The sequence below is a fragment of the Tenacibaculum jejuense genome (assembly GCF_900198195.1).
GTDB lineage: Bacteria > Bacteroidota > Bacteroidia > Flavobacteriales > Flavobacteriaceae > Polaribacter > Polaribacter jejuensis.
Genome location: NZ_LT899436.1, coordinates 851,308 through 870,774, shown reverse-complemented (window position 1 = coordinate 870,774; position 19,467 = coordinate 851,308). Strand labels below are relative to the sequence as shown.

General features: G+C 32.0%; 18 protein-coding genes. 7 read left to right on the top strand and 11 right to left on the bottom strand.

Annotated elements, in window-relative coordinates:
- Window positions 1–26 precede the first annotated feature (26 nt).
- Window positions 27–1,343, bottom strand: coding sequence for an adenosylhomocysteinase (gene ahcY, locus AQ1685_RS03960; RefSeq protein WP_095069666.1), 1,317 nt, complete (start codon window positions 1,341–1,343; stop codon window positions 27–29).
- Window positions 1,344–1,405: 62 nt separating this feature from the next.
- On the opposite strand from ahcY, the gene AQ1685_RS03955 reads away from it, so the two are divergent.
- From AQ1685_RS03955 to AQ1685_RS03925, 7 genes are all read left to right on the top strand, one after another.
- Window positions 1,406–2,032: a 4'-phosphopantetheinyl transferase family protein gene (locus AQ1685_RS03955; RefSeq protein WP_095069664.1), complete on the top strand. Its 627-nt coding sequence runs from the start codon at window positions 1,406–1,408 to the stop codon at window positions 2,030–2,032.
- Between the two features lie 159 nt (window positions 2,033–2,191).
- Window positions 2,192–3,163 (top strand): hypothetical protein, encoded by a 972-nt coding sequence (locus AQ1685_RS03950; RefSeq protein WP_095069662.1) that lies wholly within the window; start codon window positions 2,192–2,194, stop codon window positions 3,161–3,163.
- 31 nt (window positions 3,164–3,194) lie between these two features.
- Window positions 3,195–3,455, top strand: coding sequence for a thiamine-binding protein (locus AQ1685_RS03945; protein ID WP_095069660.1), 261 nt, complete (start codon window positions 3,195–3,197; stop codon window positions 3,453–3,455).
- A complete protein-coding gene (gene pnuC, locus AQ1685_RS03940; protein ID WP_095069658.1) occupies window positions 3,439–4,068 on the top strand; it encodes a nicotinamide riboside transporter PnuC in 630 nt (209 codons plus the stop codon). The genes AQ1685_RS03945 and pnuC overlap by 17 nt, the downstream gene beginning before the upstream one ends.
- Window positions 4,032–4,688 (top strand): AAA family ATPase, encoded by a 657-nt coding sequence (locus AQ1685_RS03935; protein ID WP_095069656.1) that lies wholly within the window; start codon window positions 4,032–4,034, stop codon window positions 4,686–4,688. The genes pnuC and AQ1685_RS03935 overlap by 37 nt, the downstream gene beginning before the upstream one ends.
- Window positions 4,678–5,082 carry an alternative ribosome rescue aminoacyl-tRNA hydrolase ArfB gene (gene arfB, locus AQ1685_RS03930; protein ID WP_095069654.1) on the top strand — a complete coding sequence of 135 codons (405 nt, stop codon included), beginning with the start codon at window positions 4,678–4,680 and terminating at the stop codon, window positions 5,080–5,082. The genes AQ1685_RS03935 and arfB overlap by 11 nt, the downstream gene beginning before the upstream one ends.
- A 284-nt stretch (window positions 5,083–5,366) precedes the next feature.
- Window positions 5,367–7,781, top strand: coding sequence for a TonB-dependent receptor (locus tag AQ1685_RS03925; RefSeq protein ID WP_394341871.1), 2,415 nt, complete (start codon window positions 5,367–5,369; stop codon window positions 7,779–7,781).
- Between the two features lie 39 nt (window positions 7,782–7,820).
- On the opposite strand, the gene AQ1685_RS03920 is transcribed toward AQ1685_RS03925, so the two are convergent.
- The 10 genes from AQ1685_RS03920 to nrfD all read right to left on the bottom strand — a co-directional run bounded on the left by AQ1685_RS03920 (window position 7,821) and on the right by nrfD (window position 19,457).
- Entirely contained in the window at window positions 7,821–8,213 is a 393-nt protein-coding gene (locus AQ1685_RS03920) for a rhodanese-like domain-containing protein (protein WP_095069650.1), read from the bottom strand.
- 7 nt (window positions 8,214–8,220) lie between these two features.
- Window positions 8,221–9,621, bottom strand: coding sequence for an MBL fold metallo-hydrolase (locus AQ1685_RS03915; protein ID WP_095069648.1), 1,401 nt, complete (start codon window positions 9,619–9,621; stop codon window positions 8,221–8,223).
- Window positions 9,622–9,634: 13 nt separating this feature from the next.
- Window positions 9,635–11,362 carry a SulP family inorganic anion transporter gene (locus AQ1685_RS03910; protein WP_095069646.1) on the bottom strand — a complete coding sequence of 576 codons (1,728 nt, stop codon included), beginning with the start codon at window positions 11,360–11,362 and terminating at the stop codon, window positions 9,635–9,637.
- Window positions 11,363–12,385 carry a Holliday junction branch migration DNA helicase RuvB gene (ruvB, locus tag AQ1685_RS03905; protein WP_095069644.1) on the bottom strand — a complete coding sequence of 341 codons (1,023 nt, stop codon included), beginning with the start codon at window positions 12,383–12,385 and terminating at the stop codon, window positions 11,363–11,365. It abuts the gene before it with no gap.
- A 109-nt stretch (window positions 12,386–12,494) separates the two neighbouring features.
- The gene (locus AQ1685_RS03900) at window positions 12,495–14,273 is read right to left on the bottom strand and encodes a cytochrome c oxidase subunit I (protein ID WP_095069643.1); all 1,779 of its coding nucleotides are present in this window, start codon (window positions 14,271–14,273) and stop codon (window positions 12,495–12,497) included.
- Window positions 14,274–14,309: 36 nt separating this feature from the next.
- The gene (locus tag AQ1685_RS03895; protein ID WP_095069641.1) at window positions 14,310–15,323 is read right to left on the bottom strand and encodes a cytochrome c oxidase subunit II; all 1,014 of its coding nucleotides are present in this window, start codon (window positions 15,321–15,323) and stop codon (window positions 14,310–14,312) included.
- A gap of 31 nt (window positions 15,324–15,354) precedes the next feature.
- Window positions 15,355–16,959, bottom strand: coding sequence for a quinol:cytochrome C oxidoreductase (locus tag AQ1685_RS03890; protein WP_095069639.1), 1,605 nt, complete (start codon window positions 16,957–16,959; stop codon window positions 15,355–15,357).
- A 22-nt stretch (window positions 16,960–16,981) separates the two neighbouring features.
- The gene (locus AQ1685_RS03885) at window positions 16,982–17,530 is read right to left on the bottom strand and encodes a c-type cytochrome (protein WP_173862340.1); all 549 of its coding nucleotides are present in this window, start codon (window positions 17,528–17,530) and stop codon (window positions 16,982–16,984) included.
- A 9-nt stretch (window positions 17,531–17,539) separates the two neighbouring features.
- Window positions 17,540–18,067: a DUF3341 domain-containing protein gene (locus AQ1685_RS03880; RefSeq protein WP_095069638.1), complete on the bottom strand. Its 528-nt coding sequence runs from the start codon at window positions 18,065–18,067 to the stop codon at window positions 17,540–17,542.
- On the bottom strand, window positions 18,057–19,457 hold the full coding sequence (gene nrfD / locus AQ1685_RS03875; protein WP_095069636.1) for an NrfD/PsrC family molybdoenzyme membrane anchor subunit: 1,401 nt from the start codon (window positions 19,455–19,457) through the stop codon (window positions 18,057–18,059). Before nrfD ends, AQ1685_RS03880 begins: the two co-directional genes overlap by 11 nt.
- Between the last annotated feature and the right edge of the window lie 10 nt (window positions 19,458–19,467).

Here is a 19,467-nt window from a genome sequence, read left to right as displayed (position 1 = left end):
TTAGATATATAACGAGCTACTAATTTTTAGTATCTGTAATGTTCTGGTTTGAATGGTCCTTCAACAGTTACACCAATATATTCTGCTTGATCTTTACGTAATTCTGTTAACTCTACTCCGATCTTAGTTAAGTGTAATTTTGCTACTTTTTCATCTAAATGTTTTGGTAACATGTACACATCATTCTTGTAAGCATCAGCATTATTCCATAATTCGATTTGAGCTAATGTTTGGTTTGTGAATGAATTCGACATTACGAAACTTGGATGACCTGTAGCACAACCTAAGTTTACTAAACGTCCTTCAGCTAAAATGATTACGTCGTTTCCGTTGATTGTATATTTATCAACTTGAGGTTTGATTTCAACTTTAGTATTTCCATACTTTTCGTTTAACCAAGCCATATCGATTTCATTATCGAAGTGTCCAATGTTACAAACAATTGCTTTATCTTTTAAAGCTTCGAAGTGTTGACCTTGAACGATATCTTTATTTCCAGTAGTTGTAATTACGATATCTGCATTTCCTACAACAGACTCTAATCTCTTAACTTCAAAACCGTCCATTGCAGCTTGTAAAGCACAAATTGGATCAATTTCAGTAACAGTAACAATAGAACCAGCTCCACGGAAAGAAGCAGCAGTACCTTTACCTACATCTCCATATCCACAAACAACAACTCTTTTTCCTGCTAACATTACATCTGTAGCACGACGAATTGCATCAACAGCAGATTCTTTACATCCGTATTTGTTATCAAACTTAGATTTAGTTACAGAATCATTTACGTTAATTGCAGGCATTGGTAAAGTTCCGTTCTTTACTCTTTCGTATAAACGATGAACTCCAGTTGTAGTTTCTTCAGATAATCCGTTGATTCCTTCAGCTAATTCTGGATATTTATCTAATACCATGTTTGTTAAATCACCTCCATCATCTAAGATCATGTTTAATGGCTTCTTCTCTTCTCCGAAGAATAACGTTTGTTCGATACACCAATCGAATTCCTCTTCGTTCATTCCTTTCCAAGCATAAACTGGAGTACCAGCAGCAGCGATTGCAGCAGCAGCTTGATCTTGAGTAGAGAAAATGTTACAAGAACTCCAAGTAACCTCAGCTCCTAAAGCTTGTAAAGTTTCAATTAAAACCGCAGTTTGAATCGTCATGTGTAAACATCCTGCAATTCTTGCTCCTTTTAAAGGTTGCTCATCTTTATACTCCTCACGTAAACTCATTAAACCTGGCATTTCTGCTTCGGCTAATTCGATTTCTTTTCTTCCCCAATCTGCTAAAGAAATATCTTTAACTTTGTAAGGAACATACGCAGCGGTTTTTGTGCTCATATTTTTGTATCTTTATTTTTCTTGAATTTGAGTCGCAAAATTACAAAATAACTTTCTAAAACATGCCTCTATACAAAACAATAACTGTTAATAATACTGCTAAAGTTTTGATTTGGAAGATTGAAGAGTCTTATGATGACTTATTTCAAGGTACAAATCTTACTTCTCAGAGCTTGAAACGTGTTTCTAATATGAAATCTGATTTACATCAAAGAGGTTTCTTAAGTGTACGTCATTTACTTAGAGAAGTTGGTTATGAGGATCATGATTTATTTTATGATGAGTTTGGTAAACCGCATTTAAAAGACGGAACTCATATTTCTATTACCCATTCTTTTACTTTTTCTGCATTGATTGTTTCTAAAGAAAAAAAAGTAGGTATAGATATCGAAAAACGACGTGATAAGATTGTGAAAATTGCGCATAAGTTTACTCCAATTGAAGAATATAAATCTATTGCAAATCATGATGCTTTGGTTAGCAAATTAACTATTGTTTGGGGAGCTAAAGAGAGTTTGTATAAAATTTATGGAAAGAAAAAATTACTTTTTCTAGATCATATTTATGTAGAGGATTTCTCTTTTGAAAACGATACTACTACTGGAAAAATTCTATATGAAGGAACAACTTCTAACTTTGATATTAACTTCTTAGAGATTGAGGATTTTACTTGTGTGTATGCGTTGTGATTCAGTAATCAGTAATCAGTAATCAGTAATCAGTAATCAGTAATCAGTAATCAAAATTAATATTCTGGTGACTTGGCAAAAATTAAACTAAACTAAATTCTACTGAAGTTTGGTATGCGTTTTGTTTACACGTTACTCATCATTAAAAACTGAATTACTATGAAACTATATTACACATTATTTATTGGGGTAATTTTACTTATTGCTAGTTGTAAACGAGAAAAACTTGAACCTTTTACTCCTAAAAATCACTTAGCAAGTTTTCAAAAAGAAAAATCACAATTCTTTGATTTAGATACAATCTATAATAAGTTTATTGAAGGAAAACATGGAACCAAATTTTACTTCAGAAGAGATTTATTTGATTTAAAGGAAACTGATAAAGTACAATTAGAATTAATAGAATTGTATGATTTCAAAGAAATTTTATATCGTAATATTCAAACCTTGACTACCGATAATCAACTTTTAGAATCTTCGGGAGTTTTAAAAATTAAGTTTACTTCCAACGGAAAAGAACTACAATTAAAAGAAGGAGAGAAATTATTTATTTTTCCTCCAAAAGAAAAATTATTAAATAACGATATCTTTCTTTCTGAATCTGATTCAATTGGAAACATTACGTGGAATATTACCGATCAAAACAACTGTGATATTATACTTCCTGTTGGAGGAGGTATAACAGAACGTACAACGGTAGCCTGTGATTCTGTTCAGTTTTATTTAAACAATTTTAATCTTATAAAAAGAAATGATGAATATTCAACCAAAAATGAAAGTCTGTTCATTCTATATGAATTAGGTGCTCAATGGATTAATATAGATCGTTTCGTTAAAAATGTATCAAAACTTAATTTCTCACTAGTTGAAAAAACTGAACATTTTTCTGGTTTTGATATTTATTTTATTTATGAAAACATGAATTCTTTCACACATGAGGCCAGATTAGAAAATAACTTAAAATTTCAACAAATTCCAATTAGTGGAAAAACTTATGCTCTAGTGGTTGGTTCGTATAAAAATCAGATTTACTATGATAAAATTGAATTGAAAGAAACTACTAATAACAGCGTTTTAAGTATCAATATGAAAAAAACTACTACAAAAGATCTAAAAAGACTATTTGAATAATAGTCTTTACTTTTGTCGGAAATACTATTCAATGAAAATATCAGTAGAGCTAACACTCACTCCGCTACAAGATAACTTTGAGGAACCTATTATTAATTTCATCAAAAAATTAAGAACTTCTGGAATCACAGTTCTAGAAAATCCTTTAAGTACTCAAATTTATGGAGAATACGATACTGTAATGGAGTTATTAACCAAAGAGATTAAAGAAGCTTTTGAACTTCTTGATAATGGTTTACTTCAAATGAAAATTGTTAAATCTGATCGTAGTAATTATGAACCAAATTTTTGATTTTCTTTTCGGTCAATATTATTCGTACAATACATTAGATATTTGTTTAGAAGTTATTGCTGTTATTTTCGGTTTTTTATCTGTTTGGTATTCGAAACAAAATAAAATCTGGGTTTTTCCTACCGGAATGATTAGTACTGCCATTTTCGTATATCTTTTATTAAAATGGGAACTTTTAGGAGATATGATGATTAACGGATATTACTTTATCATGAGTGTTTATGGTTGGTATATTTGGACTCGTAAAGTTTCTGACACAAATGTTACTCCGATTTCTAGAACCACGCCTAATGAAAAGAAAATTAGCGTTGTTATTTTCTTTGCTACATTAATTTTCGTGTATGTTGTATATGCAAGTTTCGACAAATGGAACAACTGGACAGCTTATGTAGATACTGTTACTACTGCCATATTTTTTGTAGGAATGTGGCTTATGGCCAGAAGAAAAATCGAGAACTGGATTTATTGGATTATTGGTGATATTATCTCAGTTCCTTTGTATCTTTATAAAGGTTTTACATTTACTAGTTTTCAATATTTAATTTTTTCAATTATAGCTGTATTAGGATATTTAGTATGGAAAAAAGACTTAGACAACAGGAAAACAGTATAATTAAAGTCGTTTTATTTGGACCCGAAAGTACAGGTAAAACAACTTTATCGCGTCAATTGGCAAAACATTACAATACCAAATGGGTTCCTGAATATGCTAGAGAATACTTACAAGATAAATGGAACAGAGAACAAAAAATTTGTGAGCAAGAAGATATCATTCCTATTGCTGAAGGACAAATCGCTCTAGAAAACAATCTTACTGAAAAAGCTAATAACGTTTTAATTTGCGATACCGATTTATTAGAAACTAAAGTATATTCTGAAGAATATTATGGTGGTTTTGTAGATGCCTTACTTGATAAAGCTGCTATTGAAAATTCCTATGATCTATATTTCTTAACTTATATTGATACTCCTTGGGAAGCTGATGATTTAAGAGACCGGCCAGAACAACGTGAAGAAATGTTTAAAGCTTTTAAAAATGCTTTAGAAAAATACGATCGCCCGTATGTTTTATTAAAAGGAGATAAAGAAACTCGTTTCAAAAAAGCTGTAAAACTTATTGATGAATTACTCCAAAAGAAGGAATTAACTACTTCTGATACTCTAATTGATTTAGATCTTCATTTCTTGCATCATACTACCAACATGGAAAATCATATGTATAATGATTTTTGAGGTTATTAAAAAAGAACTCTTATTTAAAGCTGTAAGAAGTTCTGGTGCTGGCGGACAACATGTAAATAAAGTATCTTCTAAAATAGAACTTAGCTTTTCTTTACAAGATTCAAACGGACTTTCGATTCGAGAAAAAGAATTATTATTACGTAAACTTGATAAGAAACTAACTAAAGAAGGAATTCTGATTTTAACTTGTCAAGAAAGTAGATCACAACACAAAAACAAAGAACTTGTAATTACTCGATTATTTCGATTGCTATCACAAAATCTTATTCAAGAAAAAAAGCGAAGAAATACTAAACCAACTCGTGCTTCAGTAATTAAAAAAGCTAAAAACAAACAACTTCATTCAGCTAAAAAACAACTTCGTAAGAAACCTAAAATAGATTAGTTCTAAATATTATTCGCTATTTAAAAAATCCAACTTAACTTTGCATCGTTCTCATAAAGGGGTGCCTTTTTTTGGAATTATTATTTTGAAAAATTGAGCTGAGATCATACCCATTGAACCTAGAACAGGTAATGCTGTTTAGGGAAAACACACTAGAGCATTAAGGCAAAAAATTATGCCTTTTTACAACGGTGTATATGAATTAATTATTCAAAATTATAAATAGAATAATTACCTCTTTTTATTCTTCATTTAAAATGAAATTTTTAACCATTTGTAAAAGAGTGAAGATATTAGTACCTCTTTTATTTTTTTCAATCTCATTATCAGTTCAAGCTCAATCTGTAGTGTTATCAGGTAAAGTAGTAGACGATGCAAAAAAACCATTAATTGGTGCTACAGTAATTGTTCGTGAACTTAAGAAAGGATCTACAACAGATGCTGATGGAAATTTTAAAATTAAATTACCTGAAGGAAAGTATTTATTTGAAGTTTCTTATTTAGGATACCGAACTATTAAAAAGAAAATCTCTTCTAACACAAAAGATTTAGTTATTCAACTTACTTCAGAAGAAAATGTTTTAGAAGAAGTTTTAGTTTCTTCCATTAGAGCTAAAGCAGGAACTCCTATGACATATTCTAACGTTAGTAAAAAAGAAATTGCAAAACGTAATTTAGGCCAGGATATTCCTGTTTTATTAAACTATTTACCTTCAGTAATTTCTTCTTCTGATGCTGGAGCTGGAGTTGGATATACCTATATGCGAGTTAGAGGTTCTGATGCTTCTCGAATTAATGTTACAATTAACGGAATTCCATATAACGATGCTGAAAGTCAAGGTACATTTTGGGTAAACTTAGGAGATTTTGCTTCTTCAACACAAAGTTTACAATTACAAAGAGGTGTTGGAACATCAACAAATGGTTCTGGAGCATTCGGAGCTAGTTTAAATATTTTAACTGATGCTGTTTCTGAAGAAGCAGGCGGTGAAGTATCAAATTCATTTGGTTCTTTTGGTACAAGAAAACATACTGTAAAGTTTACTACTGGTTTATTAAATGATCATTTCGAACTTTCTGGTCGTTTGTCTAATATTTATTCAGACGGATACATTGACAGAGCTTTTACAGATTTAAAATCTTACTTTTTACAAGGAAGTTATATTGATGATAACACTTTAATAAAAGCTATTGTTTTTGGTGGAACTGAACAAACCTACCAAGCTTGGTTCGGAACTCCTGAAGCTCGTCTTACTGGAGATCAGCAAGGAATTGAAGATTTTATCGTAAATAACGGATTAACTCCAGAGCAAGCAAATAATCTTAGAAATTCAGATCGTAGATACAATCATTATTTATACGATAACGAAACTGATAATTATTGGCAAGATCATTATCAACTACATTGGAATGAAAAATTCAGCGATAAAATTTCAACTAATATTGGTTTAAATTACACTCGTGGTAAAGGATATTTTGAGCAGTTTAAAGAAAATGAAAATGCTGCTGATTTTAATAATCTTATTGCCGATAATAGTGATGTAATTGTTCGTAGATGGTTAGATAATCATTTTTATGTAGTTAATGCTTCTGCAACTTATACGTTAAAAGGATTAGAAATTATTGCTGGAGGATCTTATAGTAATTACAGCAACGATCATTATGGAGAAGTAATCTGGGGAAGTGATTTAGCTCCAGGCACAAATATTCGTGATCGTTATTATTTTAGTGATGCTAAAAAGCACGACTTAAGTTCTTTTGTAAAAGCAAATATTAGTATTAATGATAAACTTAATGCATACGTAGATTTACAAGGAAGATTTGTTAGTTACAGAACAAACGGATTAACTTCAGATCGTGATCCGTTAGATGTTGACAAAGATTTTAACTTTTTCAATCCGAAATTAGGTTTAACATATCAAGTAAACGATAATAATAGTCTTTATGCTTCTTATGCAAGAGCTAACAGAGAACCAAACAGAAACGATTTTGAAGGTGGTAATTCTCAACATGAAACTTTAGATGATTTCGAGTTAGGTTGGAGATTAAATACAGGTAGTATTAAAGTTAATACGAATGTATACTATATGGATTATAAAAATCAATTGGTATTATCAGGAGCAATTAACAATGTTGGTGAGCCGCTTAGAGAAACTAGTGGAAGTAGTTACAGATTAGGTTTAGAAATAGATGCTAGTGTTATTTTAACTGACTTTTTATCGATACAACCAAATGTAGCTTTTAGTGCTAACAAGAATCGTGATTTTAGAGTTCCAATAGATGGTACTATAGAAAACTTAGGAAACACAGATATTTCTTTTTCTCCAAACGTTATCTTTGGTAATGCTTTAAACTATAAACCTATTGAAAATTTACAGATTTCATTTTTATCAAAGTTTGTAGGCGAACAATTTATGGGGAATTTAAGCGGAAGAATTTCTGATAATGAAAGACTAGATAGTTATTTTACGAGTGACTTAAATGTTATTTATGAAATAAAAACTAATAAGATTTTTGATTCTATAGTATTAACAGGATTAGTAAATAATATTTTTGATAGAGAATATGTTGACAGAGGATATTATTTCTTCTTTGATGATACTTGGTCGAATCCTGGAGTTACAACAACAGTTGACGGGGCAGGATTTTATCCACAAGCAACTAGAAACTTTTTAATTGGAGCTACATTAAAGTTCTAAGCAATAAAAAAACCGAGTGAATTCACTCGGTTTTTTTATTTATTCTTTATTTGTATTGTTCATTATTTTTTTCTCCCAAGCTACATATCCACCTTTAACATTATAAACTTCGTAACCGTTATCAGCTAAAACTCCTGCAGCGATTTTACTCCTTCTACCAGATCTACAATACACATAAACTGGTTTTTCTTTATTTAAAACCTCCAAACTTTTTGTTTCAAAATTATTCGAAATTAAATTGACTTGAATCGCATTGAAGATAACTCCATCTGAAGTTTCGGAAGCTGTTCTTACATCTAAAATCTGAATGTTTCTATCTTCTCGTATTTTGAGTTTTAAATCATCTACGGTAATAGTTTTTACATTTTCATTACTACTAGCGCAAGAAAATAAAATGCAAATCCCAATTAAACCTAAAATGAATTTTCTCATGTTTCAATTACTTTGAAACACATAACGATTGATCTCTTTGAATATTGGTTTCTTTGATCGCTTTATATCCTCCAGCTACATCAATTACATTATGAAATCCTCTAGATTTTAATATAGAAGCTGCAATTACAGAACGATAACCGCCTGCACAATGAATATAAAAGTCGTTAGTGTTTGGAAACATACTAATATAATCATTTAAATAATCTAATGGCGTGTTTTCAACGTTTTTTATGTGATCCGAGTTATATTCCCCTGGTTTTCTAACATCAAAAACTGTAACTTTTTCTTGTAATGCTTTTTCTAAATGATTTGCAGAAACTGAACGTAACGTATCAAAATCTTTATTCGCATTTTTCCAACTATCAAAGCTTCCTTCTAGGTATCCTAAAACATTATCAAAACCAACTCTTGCTAATCTTGTAATTGCTTCTTCTTCTTTTCCTTCAGGTGTAATCAAAACAATTGGCTGTTCTGTATCTCTAATTAAAGCTCCCACCCAAGGTGCAAATGATCCGTTTAAACCAATAAAAATAGATTGTGGTATAAATCCTTGAATAAAATCGGATTGATGTCTTACATCTAATATTAAAGCTTCATACTTATTTGATACATACTCAAACTCATCTACAGAAAGCGCTTTAGTTCCTCGTTCTATAATACTATCGATAGAATCGTAACCTTCTTTATTCAATTTTACATTCAGAGGAAAATACTCTGGTGGTGGCAATAAACCATCTGTAACTTCTTTTACAAACTCTTCTTTAGTCATATCTGCTCTTAAAGCATAATTTGTTTTCTTTTGGTTTCCTAATGTACTTACAGTTTCTTTACTCAAATGCTTTCCACAAGCAGAACCAGCTCCATGAGCAGGATAAACGATGACATCATCATGTAAAGGCATTATTTTAGTTTGTAAGCTTTCATAAAGAAAGCCTGCTAAATCTTCTTGAGTAATGTCTCCTTTTTGAGCCAAATCTGGTCTTCCAACATCTCCAATAAATAAAGTATCTCCACTAAAAATTGCATGATCTTTGCCGTTTTCATCTTTTAGTAAATAAGTTGTACTTTCCATCGTATGACCTGGAGTATGCAAAGCAACGATTTCTATATTACCAATTTTGAAAACTTCAGAATCTTTAGCAATATGTGACTTAAAATTTGTTGTTGCAGTTGGTCCGTATACAATTGTAGCTCCTGTTTTTTCAGCAAGTGTTATATGTCCACTTACAAAGTCGGCATGAAAATGAGTTTCAAAGATATATTTAATTGTAGCTTCATCTTTTTTAGCCTTATCGATATATGATTGTACTTCACGTAACGGATCTATAATAGCTACTTCTCCGTTACTTTCTATATAATATGCTCCTTGCGATAGGCAATTCGTATAAATTTGTTCAATCTTCATAATTCAATGTCTTTTATTTGTACGCTTGATGAATGTACTGAGCGTATTTTTTTTGATTTGTATTATCTCCTGTTTTAAAAAATGTTACTGCGCCATTTGCACGCATAAAAAAATGATCTAAATTTATAATTTCTAATAAACCACCTCTGAACAAATCATCTCTAACCGGACCTTTTACACCGGCAAGATAAAATGTTATTCCTTTATTCATGTAAAATTGAACTTGTTGTTTTAACATTTCAATTCCTGTACTGTCTACTCGATTAATGCTTTCAGCATCTAAAACAATTAATTTTAAGCTCTCTCCTTTTTGATTCACCATATGCTCTAATCGTTCTCTAAAATAACTCGCATTTGCATAAAAAATTTGAGCATCGAAACGAAAAACAAGAACCTCATTATCTAGTAGAACTTCTTTAAATCGATTCTTATTTCTATAAAAGTCGGAATCTGGTACTTTTCCTAACTCTACAACATTGGGTCGGGATGTTCTATAAATTAAAACGATAAGTGATAAACTTACTCCTATTAAAATTCCATATTCTATTCCAAAAAATAATGTTGCTAAAAAAGTAGCTATTAATAACCAAAAATCTAGAATATTTGCTTTCCATAAGAATCGAGCTTCCTTAACATTTACCAATCTAAAAACTGCTACAATTATAATAGCGGCTAAAACTGTTTTAGGCAAATAATAAAACACAGGTGTTAAATATAATAGCGTAAGTACAACTAAACCTGCTGAAATAAATGCAGCTACTCCTGTTCTTGCTCCTGCATCAAAATTGATTGCAGATCTAGAAAAACTAGATGTAGATGGATACGATTTAAAAAATGATCCGAAAATATTACTTAGTCCTAAAGCTATTAGTTCTTGATTAGGATCTATTTTGTATTCATCTTGTTGAGATTCTAAGTACTTTCCAATAGAAATTGTTTCCAAATAACCTACCATTACTAAAGTAAACGCCATAGGTAACAACTCTCTTACTAAACCAAAGTTTAACTCAGGAACTGCAAAACTTGGTAAACCTGAAGGAATACTCTCAACAATAGCAACTCCAAAGAAAAAAGTTTCAAAAGCATACATTAAAACAATTCCTAAAACAACTACTATTAAAGCATTTGGTATTTTTTTATTAATTCCTCTTAATACAATGATTATGATACTTGTAACAATTCCAATAATTGTTGTTTTTGTTTCGAGTTCAGTAATTCTAGTTAATATATCTTCAAGTAAAATATGGATTTGATCACTTTGTAGAAAATCTACTCCAAAAAAATTTTTGAATTGATTTAAACCTATTGTTATGGCAACTGCTGAAGTAAATCCTGTAATTACTGGTCTTGATAAAAAATTAACAATAAAACCTAAGCGGAAAACTCCCATTAAGAACTGAATACTTCCAACTAACAAGGCTAAAAAGATTGCCATAGCAATATAACTTTCAGATCCCATAAGCGCTATTGTAGATATACTGGCAGCAACTATTAATGAATCTGTTGCTACTGGACCAATGGCTACTTGCCTAGAAGAACCGAATATTGCATAAATCACTTGAGGAATTAAAGCTGAATACAATCCGTAAATTGGTGGTAAACCTGCAATTAAAGCATAAGCAATACCTTGTGGTATTAAAACTGTTGCTACTGTTAATCCAGCAACAACATCTCCTTTAAATTGAGATTTCTTATACTTTGGTAACCACTCTAAAAGAGGGATGATTTTTTGTATTCTCACTTAAAATAATTCTCCTTGACTAGTTCCTTTTATTCTTCCTAGATGTTTATAAGCTAAATCTGTTACTTCTCTACCTCTAGGTGTTCGCATGATAAAACCTTGTTGAATTAAAAAAGGTTCATAAACTTCCTCAATCGTTTCTGCATTTTCTGCAACTGCTGTTGCTAATGTAGTAATACCTACTGGTCCACCTTTAAATTTATCGATAATGGTAGATAAAATTTTATTGTCCATTTCATCTAAACCATGCGCATCAACATTTAATGCCTTTAATGCATATTTTGCTATTTCTATAGTGATATTACCATCTCCTTTAATTTGTGCAAAATCACGTACTCTTCTCAATAGTGCATTTGCAATACGAGGCGTTCCTCTACTTCTACCTGCAATTTCTATCGCAGCTTCCATCGAAATTGGCACGCCTAAAATTGCAGAACTCCTTTGGATAATTGTAGTTAATAATTCCGTAGAATAATAATGTAAACGGCTACTGATTCCAAAACGAGCTCTCATCGGAGCTGTTAATAAACCAGATCTTGTTGTTGCTCCAACTAGAGTAAATGGTTCTAAATTAATCTGAACTGTTCTCGCATTCGGTCCAGATTCAATCATGATGTCTATTTTATAATCTTCCATTGCAGAATATAAGTACTCTTCTACAATTGGACTTAATCGATGAATTTCATCAATAAATAGCACATCACGTTCATCTAAATTTGTAAGTAAACCTGCTAAATCACCAGGTTTATCTAAAACAGGACCTGAAGTGACTTTAATTCCCACTCCAAGTTCATTTGCTAAAATGTGTGCTAAAGTGGTTTTTCCTAAACCAGGAGGACCATGAAATAAGGTGTGATCTAAAGCTTCATCTCTTTGATTTGCTGCTTCAACAAAAATTCTAAGATTTTCCAAAGCTTGATCTTGACCTGTAAAATCATCAAAGGATAACGGACGTAGTTTCTTTTCCACATCCATTTCTTCATGAGAATAATTAGTGTTTTCAGGGTTTAAATGCTCATTCATACATTAAAATCAAATTCAGTACTGCTAATATACTTATTAGTATTATAATATGGATAACAAAAAAGCCTTTCAATTATGAAAGGCTTTTGGTTTTTTATTTCTTACTTTTTTAAGATGGTTCTTCACCGTCTTTTAAAGGTACTGTTTGTAAAACGAAATCTTCTCCATGAATATAGTTTCCGTTGTCATCAACTTTACTATAGTCGTAAGCCCATCTATGAACTTCTGGAATTTTCCCTGGCCAGTTACCGTGGATATGTTCTACTGGAGTAGTCCATTCTAAAGTATTAGATTTCCATGGGTTTTGCGAAGCTTTTTGTCCTCTATACATAGAGATAAAGAAGTTTGCTAAGAAAATTAACTGGGCCACACCTCCAATGATTGCCATAAGAGTCATGAATACGTTGATGTCTGCTAAGTCATCGAACATTGGGAAGTTTGTATTTGTATAGTAACGTCTTGGTAAACCAGCTAACCCTATAAAGTGCATTGGGAAGAATACTCCATATGCAGATATAATAGTTAACCAAAAATGCCAATAACCCATTACTTTATTCATCATTCTACCATACATTTTAGGATACCAGTGATAAACACCAGCAAACATTCCAAATAAAGCAGATACACCCATTACTAAATGGAAGTGTGCTACTACGAAATATGTATCGTGTACGTTAATATCTAAAGCTGAATCTCCAAGTACTAATCCTGTTAAACCTCCAGTTACGAATGTAGAAACTAATCCGATAGAGAATAACATGGCTGGATTCAATTGTAGATTACCTTTCCATAAAGTTGTAATATAGTTAAATGCTTTTACAGCTGATGGAATTGCAATTAATACCGTTGTGAATGTAAATACAGATCCTAAGAATGGATTCATACCTGACACGAACATATGGTGACCCCATACAATTGTTGATAAGAATGCAATACCTAAGATTGATCCAATCATTGCACGGTAACCGAAGATAGGCTTTCTAGCATTTGTAGAAATTACTTCAGATGAAATACCTAATGCTGGTAATAAAATGATATATACTTCAGGGTGACCTAAGAACCAAAATAAGTGTTCAAATAAAACTGGAGATCCTCCTTGATAATGTAACACTTGACCTGATATGAATATATCTGACAAATAGAAAGAAGTTCCGAAACTTCTATCGAATATTAATAATAATGCCGCTGATAAAAGAACTGGGAAAGAGATTACACCAATAATAGCCGTTACAAAGAACGCCCACATTGTTAATGGTAATCTTGTCATCTTCATCCCTTTAGTTCTTAAGTTTAATACAGTTACAATATAGTTTAGAGATCCTATTAACGATGATGCAATGAAAATCGCCATAGAAACTAACCATAGAGTCATACCTAAACCAGAACCTGGTATCGCTTGTTTTAAAGCAGATAACGGCGGATAAATAGTCCAACCTGCTGATGCTGGTCCAGCTTCAACAAATAAAGACACTACCATTACAACTGAAGATAAGAAGAATAACCAATATGATACCATGTTTAAAAAACCTGATGCCATATCTCTTGCTCCAATCTGTAATGGAATTAATAAATTTGAAAATGTACCACTTAAACCTGCTGTTAATACAAAGAATACCATAATAGTACCATGTATTGTAACTAATGCCAGATATGTATCTGGATTCATTACACCGTCAGTTTGTTGGTGATCTCCTAAAAATGCTGTAATTATAGAAAACGATTTTTCTGGCCATGCAATTTGTAAACGGAATAACATTGACATAAATACCCCAATGATACCCATAAACATCCCTGTGATCAAGAATTGCTTCGAGATCATCTTGTGATCAGTACTAAAAATGTACTTCGTTACAAATGTTTCTTTGTGATGGTGATGTTCTCCTGACATAATTTATTTTTTCTTAATAAATTTTTACGATTAATCTTATTTAATAACTTGAGCTAATGTTTTTTGCTCTCCTAACCACTTTTTGTAATCAGCCTCTTCTACAACTGTAATTTTCATTTGCATGTTGTAGTGAGAAGCTCCACAAATCTTATTACATAATAATAAATAATCAAACACATAAGGTTCTTCACCTTTTGCTTGTCTTATTTTATTTATTCCTTTTGCTTTTGCAATTACTTCCTCGTTATTACGCATCTCTTCAGTAGTATACTTCGGAGTAAATGCAAATTGAGTAACCATACCTGGAACACAGTTCATTTGAGCTCTAAAGTGAGGCATGTATGCAGAGTGTAATACGTCTTGAGAACGGAATTTGAATAAAACCTTTTTCCCTTTTGGTAAGTATAACTCTGTAACTTGTTTATCATCTTGAGCTTTAGGATCAGACATATCAACACCCATTGTATTAGATTTATTGATATCGATAAAATTTACATTTCCTAATCCTAATTCATTATCTGAACCTGCATAACGAGCATCCCATCTGAACTGCTGCGAGTAAACTTCAATTACTATTGGATTCTCATCGTCTCCAACATACATTACGTTGTTCCACTGCCATAATCCATATCCGATTAATAATACAATTGTTACGGCTGGAATAACTGTCCAAATTAACTCTAACTTATGGCTATCTGCAAAGAATAAAGCTTTCTTATTTTTATTACCTCTGTACTTATAAGTAAAGAAGAAAATTAAAAATTGCATAATAAACTGTACAATACCTATCAATATAAACGTAATATTGAAAAGTCTGTCATCGTGTTCACCCTCAATAGATGCACTCTCTGGTAACATGATTACATTCATTGCTAATAAACAATAAATCATCATTGCGTATAAAAATACTAGGAAACCTAAAGCAATCTTACCTTGTTTGTTGTTATCATCATCATTAGCAATAACACTACGTAAATTCATTATACGCGTGATTTGCCAAAAACTCACTCCTACTGTTATTGCGATGAAAATATAAAATAAAGCTAGCATACTTATATACTTATTTTTTTAATACTTGTTATTAATGATGAGCGTTATCTTCTCCTCTGTGTTCTATAATATAATAGTGATGAATTTCACTTTCGTGTAAAAATGGATTTCCTTTTACTACTGGGTTTGCTTTAGCAAAAGCATTAAATGTTGCAAAAATGAATAATCCAAGGAAGAATAAGAAGGCACTAATCTCACCAATTCCGAATCCCCATTGTGCACCTACAGTACCTGGCATAATCATTACAAATAAATCAACATAATGACCTACTAAAATAAATACTCCAGCAATTACTATAACCCAAGGCACAGTTTTAAAATCACTGTTTATTAATAATAAAATTGGGAAAATAAAGTTTAATGCAATCATACCAATGAAAGGAACTACATACTCTTTGAAACGTAAAGCAAAATATGTTGTTTCCTCAGGCATATCTGCGTACCAAATTAACATGAATTGAGCAAACCATAAGTACGTCCAGAATACTGAAAAACCAAACATAAATTTAGCTAAATCATGGATGTGACTGTCATTGACAAATGGTAAATGACCTTTAGATCTTAAATATAGAGTAACTAAACAAATTACAGTTAATGCAGATACTAATAAAGTTGCTAATACGTACCATCCGAATAATGTAGAGAACCAGTGTGGATCAATTCCCATAATCCAGTCCCAAGACATCATACTTTCAGTAATCATGAATAATAATATGAAAACTACAGATACATTATAGATCTTTTTGTGTAAATCTAAATCTCCATTATCTTGCTCTATAGATTTCTTTCTAATATAAAAACGGAATCCATTCCATACTAATAAATAGAAAACACTTCTCATTACCCATCCTGGTAAATTCATAAACCATTTTTTTCCATCTATTATAGGATCATAGTTTTCGCTTAGTGGATCAAAAACTCCATCAGCCATCCATGGGAATAAGTGATTCATGTGCATTGCTGTTACAATAATAAAAACTAACATGATCGCACTTACATAATGTAAGTTAGCTGTAATAGCCTCCATCACTCTAAATAATACAACAGACCAACCTGCATGAGCAACTCTTTGTGCTGCATAGAATGCCATAACTAAAAGAGAAATTCCTAAAAAGAAAATTAAAGATACATAAATAGCAGACCATGGTTTGTTTTGCATTTGGTGAAAAGCATGTTTTGCATGCTCTTCGTGGTCATCTCCATGATGAGCTGTATCATGATCATTTCCTGCATGAGAAGATGGATCAACATGAGCTTTTTCAGCCACATGACCATTTAAACTATCAGTTAAACGTGTGTCCTCTGCATGATTTGCAGCTTCTTCTTTATGAGATAAAGAATCTGCTTTAACTTCCTTTTTGTGATCATTAGTATGAGCAACATCATTAGATTTTACTTCTTTATGATCACTTTTGTGAGTATCTGATTTATGCTCTGTGTTAGCATGATGATCATTTGTTGCTTCACCATGACCACCACCATGACTTCCATGATGAGATGCTTCTTGTTTCGCTAAAATGTCTTTTGCATCTTGTAATGTTTTAGGAGTATTCATGAAACTAATAGCAGTTCCAATCAGACCTATTACCATTAAACCAATAGCAAGCATTTTTAATTTTCCTGAAAACTGGTACATATCTTAACTATCTATTATAGACTTATTTTTTTAATTCGCTTCTTAATTTCTGAACATACTGAACAACTTGCCAACGCTCTTTGTAAGTAAGTTGTGAAGAATGAGATCCCATCATATTTTTACCATACATTAAAACATGGTAAATACTACCTTCTGTGATGTCTCTATCTTTGTAGTTTGGAATACCTAAGAATTTTTCTCTCTGCATTAAAATTCCATTTCCATCACCTTTAGTACCATGACAAACTGCACAGTAAATACCATACATTTTTTTACCGTTAGCTAAATTCTTATCATCATTCTTTAAAGGATTCTTTAACTCAGCCTTAGCTTTCTCATATCCTTCATTAGAATCAGGTATATCATAAGCTACAACACCATTTTTACTAACAGTACCAGCCACTGGTAATCTGTTCACTGGAACATCTCCAGCTGATGAAGCACCATTCGCATCGTAAGGTACAGATACATACATATCTGGCATATACTGTACTTGTCGTTCACGCTTGTTGTTACAAGAGGCAAATACTGCAACTACTAATAAAGTAATAACTATTTTTAAACTCTTCATAATCTTATATTAATGCTTATCTACTACTTTAATTTCAACAGCGCCTGTAGTCTCCAAAAGTGCTGTTAATTTTTCTTCGTTATTGTGTACTGGTATCTCCATTAAAAAATGATCATCAGTCGTTCTTGGATCTGGATTTTCAGCTTCTTTAAATGGCCAAATTCTACTACGCATATAAAATGTAATTACCATTAGATGCGCTGCAAAAAATACTGTTAACTCAAATAAAATTGGCACGAAAGCTGGCATATTCTCTAGCCAAGAAAAACTAGGCTTTCCTCCGATATCTTGTGGCCAATCTGCAATCATTGTATACCATGTTAACCATGTAGCGATTGAAGTACCTGTAATACCATATAAAAATGCAGTGATTGCTAAACGAGTAGGAGCTAACCCTAATGCTTTATCTAGTCCGTGAACAGGGAAAGGTGTGTAAACCTCTTCAATATGATGATGTTCTCCTTTTACTTTCTTAACGGCATCCATTAAGATATCATCATCATTATATAACGCGTGAATTACTTTATTAGTGCTCATTGTTCTCCTCTCTTTGTTTTTTGAAATTCTCTCCAGATGATTTTAATATCGTTTTAACCTCAGCTGTTGGAATTACTGGGAATGTTCTTGCGTATAATAAGAATAACACAAAGAAGAATCCGATTGTTCCAATAAATATACCAACGTCAACGAATGTTGGTTCAAAACGCCACCATGTAGATGGTAACTGACCTTTACTTAATACGATTGCGATAATATCAAAACGCTCGAACCACATACCAATGTTAATTGCGATAGAAACTAAGAAAGAAACAACAAAACTTCTTCTGAATTTCTTAATCCATAAAATCTGTGGAATAATGATATTGAAAATCATTAACGACCAGAATGCCCAACCATAAGCTCCAGCTTCTGCTCCGAATGATAAATATGTGTAATTCTCATAAGGAGATCCTGTATACCATGCAATAAAGAACTCAGTTGCATAAGCTACAGCTACAATACCTCCTGTTAAAATAATTACGATATTCATATACTCGATATGTAAACGAGTAATGTAAGCTTCTAAGTTTGTTACCTTACGCATCACTCCTAATAAAGTCTGTACCATTGCGAATCCTGAGAAGATCGCTCCAGCAACGAAGTAAGGAGGGAAAATTGTCGAGTGCCATCCTGGATTCACAGAAGTTGCGAAGTCAAAAGATACAATCGTATGTACCGAAAGTACTAAAGGAGTAGCTAAACCAGCTAAAACTAAAGACACTTCTTCAAAACGTTGCCAATCTTTTGCTCTACCAGACCATCCAAAAGACAATAAAGCATATATTTTCTTTTGGAAAGGTTTTACTGCTCTATCTCGTATAGTTGCGAAATCAGGTAATAAACCAGTCCACCAGAAAACTAATGATACCGATAAATATGTAGAAATCGCAAATACGTCCCATAAAAGTGGTGAATTAAAGTTTACCCATAATGAACCAAACTGGTTTGGAATAGGTAAAACCCAATATCCATTCCAAGGACGTCCCATGTGAATAATAGGGAATAAACCTGCCTGGAATACGGCAAAGATTGTCATTGCCTCTGCAGAACGGTTAATTGCCATTCTCCATTTCTGACGGAATAATAAAAGTACCGCAGAAATTAATGTTCCGGCGTGACCGATACCTACCCACCATACAAAGTTGGTGATATCCCATGCCCAACCAATATTCTTGCTAAGCCCCCATACTCCAATACCTGTTCCTACTGTGTAGAAAATACATCCAAATCCCCATAACATTGCTGCTAAAGAAATGTAGAATGCGATGTACCAATTTTTGTTGGCTTTACCTTCAATTGGTCTTGCTATATCCTCTGTAATATCGTGATAGCTCTTATCTCCTAATATTAAAGGTTCTCTATAAGACGATTCGTAATGACCCGACATAATCTATTTA

Excerpts from the sequence above, each read along its gene's own strand:
- ahcY (WP_095069666.1), bottom strand. The coding sequence starts at position 1,343 with ATGAGCACAAAAACCGCTGCGTATGTTCCTTACAAAGTTAAAGATATT.
- AQ1685_RS03955 (WP_095069664.1), top strand. The coding sequence starts at position 1,406 with ATGCCTCTATACAAAACAATAACTGTTAATAATACTGCTAAAGTTTTG.
- AQ1685_RS03950 (WP_095069662.1), top strand. The coding sequence starts at position 2,192 with ATGAAACTATATTACACATTATTTATTGGGGTAATTTTACTTATTGCT.
- AQ1685_RS03945 (WP_095069660.1), top strand. The coding sequence starts at position 3,195 with ATGAAAATATCAGTAGAGCTAACACTCACTCCGCTACAAGATAACTTT.
- pnuC (WP_095069658.1), top strand. The coding sequence starts at position 3,439 with ATGAACCAAATTTTTGATTTTCTTTTCGGTCAATATTATTCGTACAAT.
- AQ1685_RS03935 (WP_095069656.1), top strand. The coding sequence starts at position 4,032 with ATGGAAAAAAGACTTAGACAACAGGAAAACAGTATAATTAAAGTCGTT.
- arfB (WP_095069654.1), top strand. The coding sequence starts at position 4,678 with ATGATTTTTGAGGTTATTAAAAAAGAACTCTTATTTAAAGCTGTAAGA.
- AQ1685_RS03920 (WP_095069650.1), bottom strand. The coding sequence starts at position 8,213 with ATGAGAAAATTCATTTTAGGTTTAATTGGGATTTGCATTTTATTTTCT.
- AQ1685_RS03915 (WP_095069648.1), bottom strand. The coding sequence starts at position 9,621 with ATGAAGATTGAACAAATTTATACGAATTGCCTATCGCAAGGAGCATAT.
- ruvB (WP_095069644.1), bottom strand. The coding sequence starts at position 12,385 with ATGAATGAGCATTTAAACCCTGAAAACACTAATTATTCTCATGAAGAA.
- AQ1685_RS03900 (WP_095069643.1), bottom strand. The coding sequence starts at position 14,273 with ATGTCAGGAGAACATCACCATCACAAAGAAACATTTGTAACGAAGTAC.
- AQ1685_RS03895 (WP_095069641.1), bottom strand. The coding sequence starts at position 15,323 with ATGCTAGCTTTATTTTATATTTTCATCGCAATAACAGTAGGAGTGAGT.
- AQ1685_RS03890 (WP_095069639.1), bottom strand. The coding sequence starts at position 16,959 with ATGTACCAGTTTTCAGGAAAATTAAAAATGCTTGCTATTGGTTTAATG.
- AQ1685_RS03885 (WP_173862340.1), bottom strand. The coding sequence starts at position 17,530 with ATGAAGAGTTTAAAAATAGTTATTACTTTATTAGTAGTTGCAGTATTT.
- AQ1685_RS03880 (WP_095069638.1), bottom strand. The coding sequence starts at position 18,067 with ATGAGCACTAATAAAGTAATTCACGCGTTATATAATGATGATGATATC.
- nrfD (WP_095069636.1), bottom strand. The coding sequence starts at position 19,457 with ATGTCGGGTCATTACGAATCGTCTTATAGAGAACCTTTAATATTAGGA.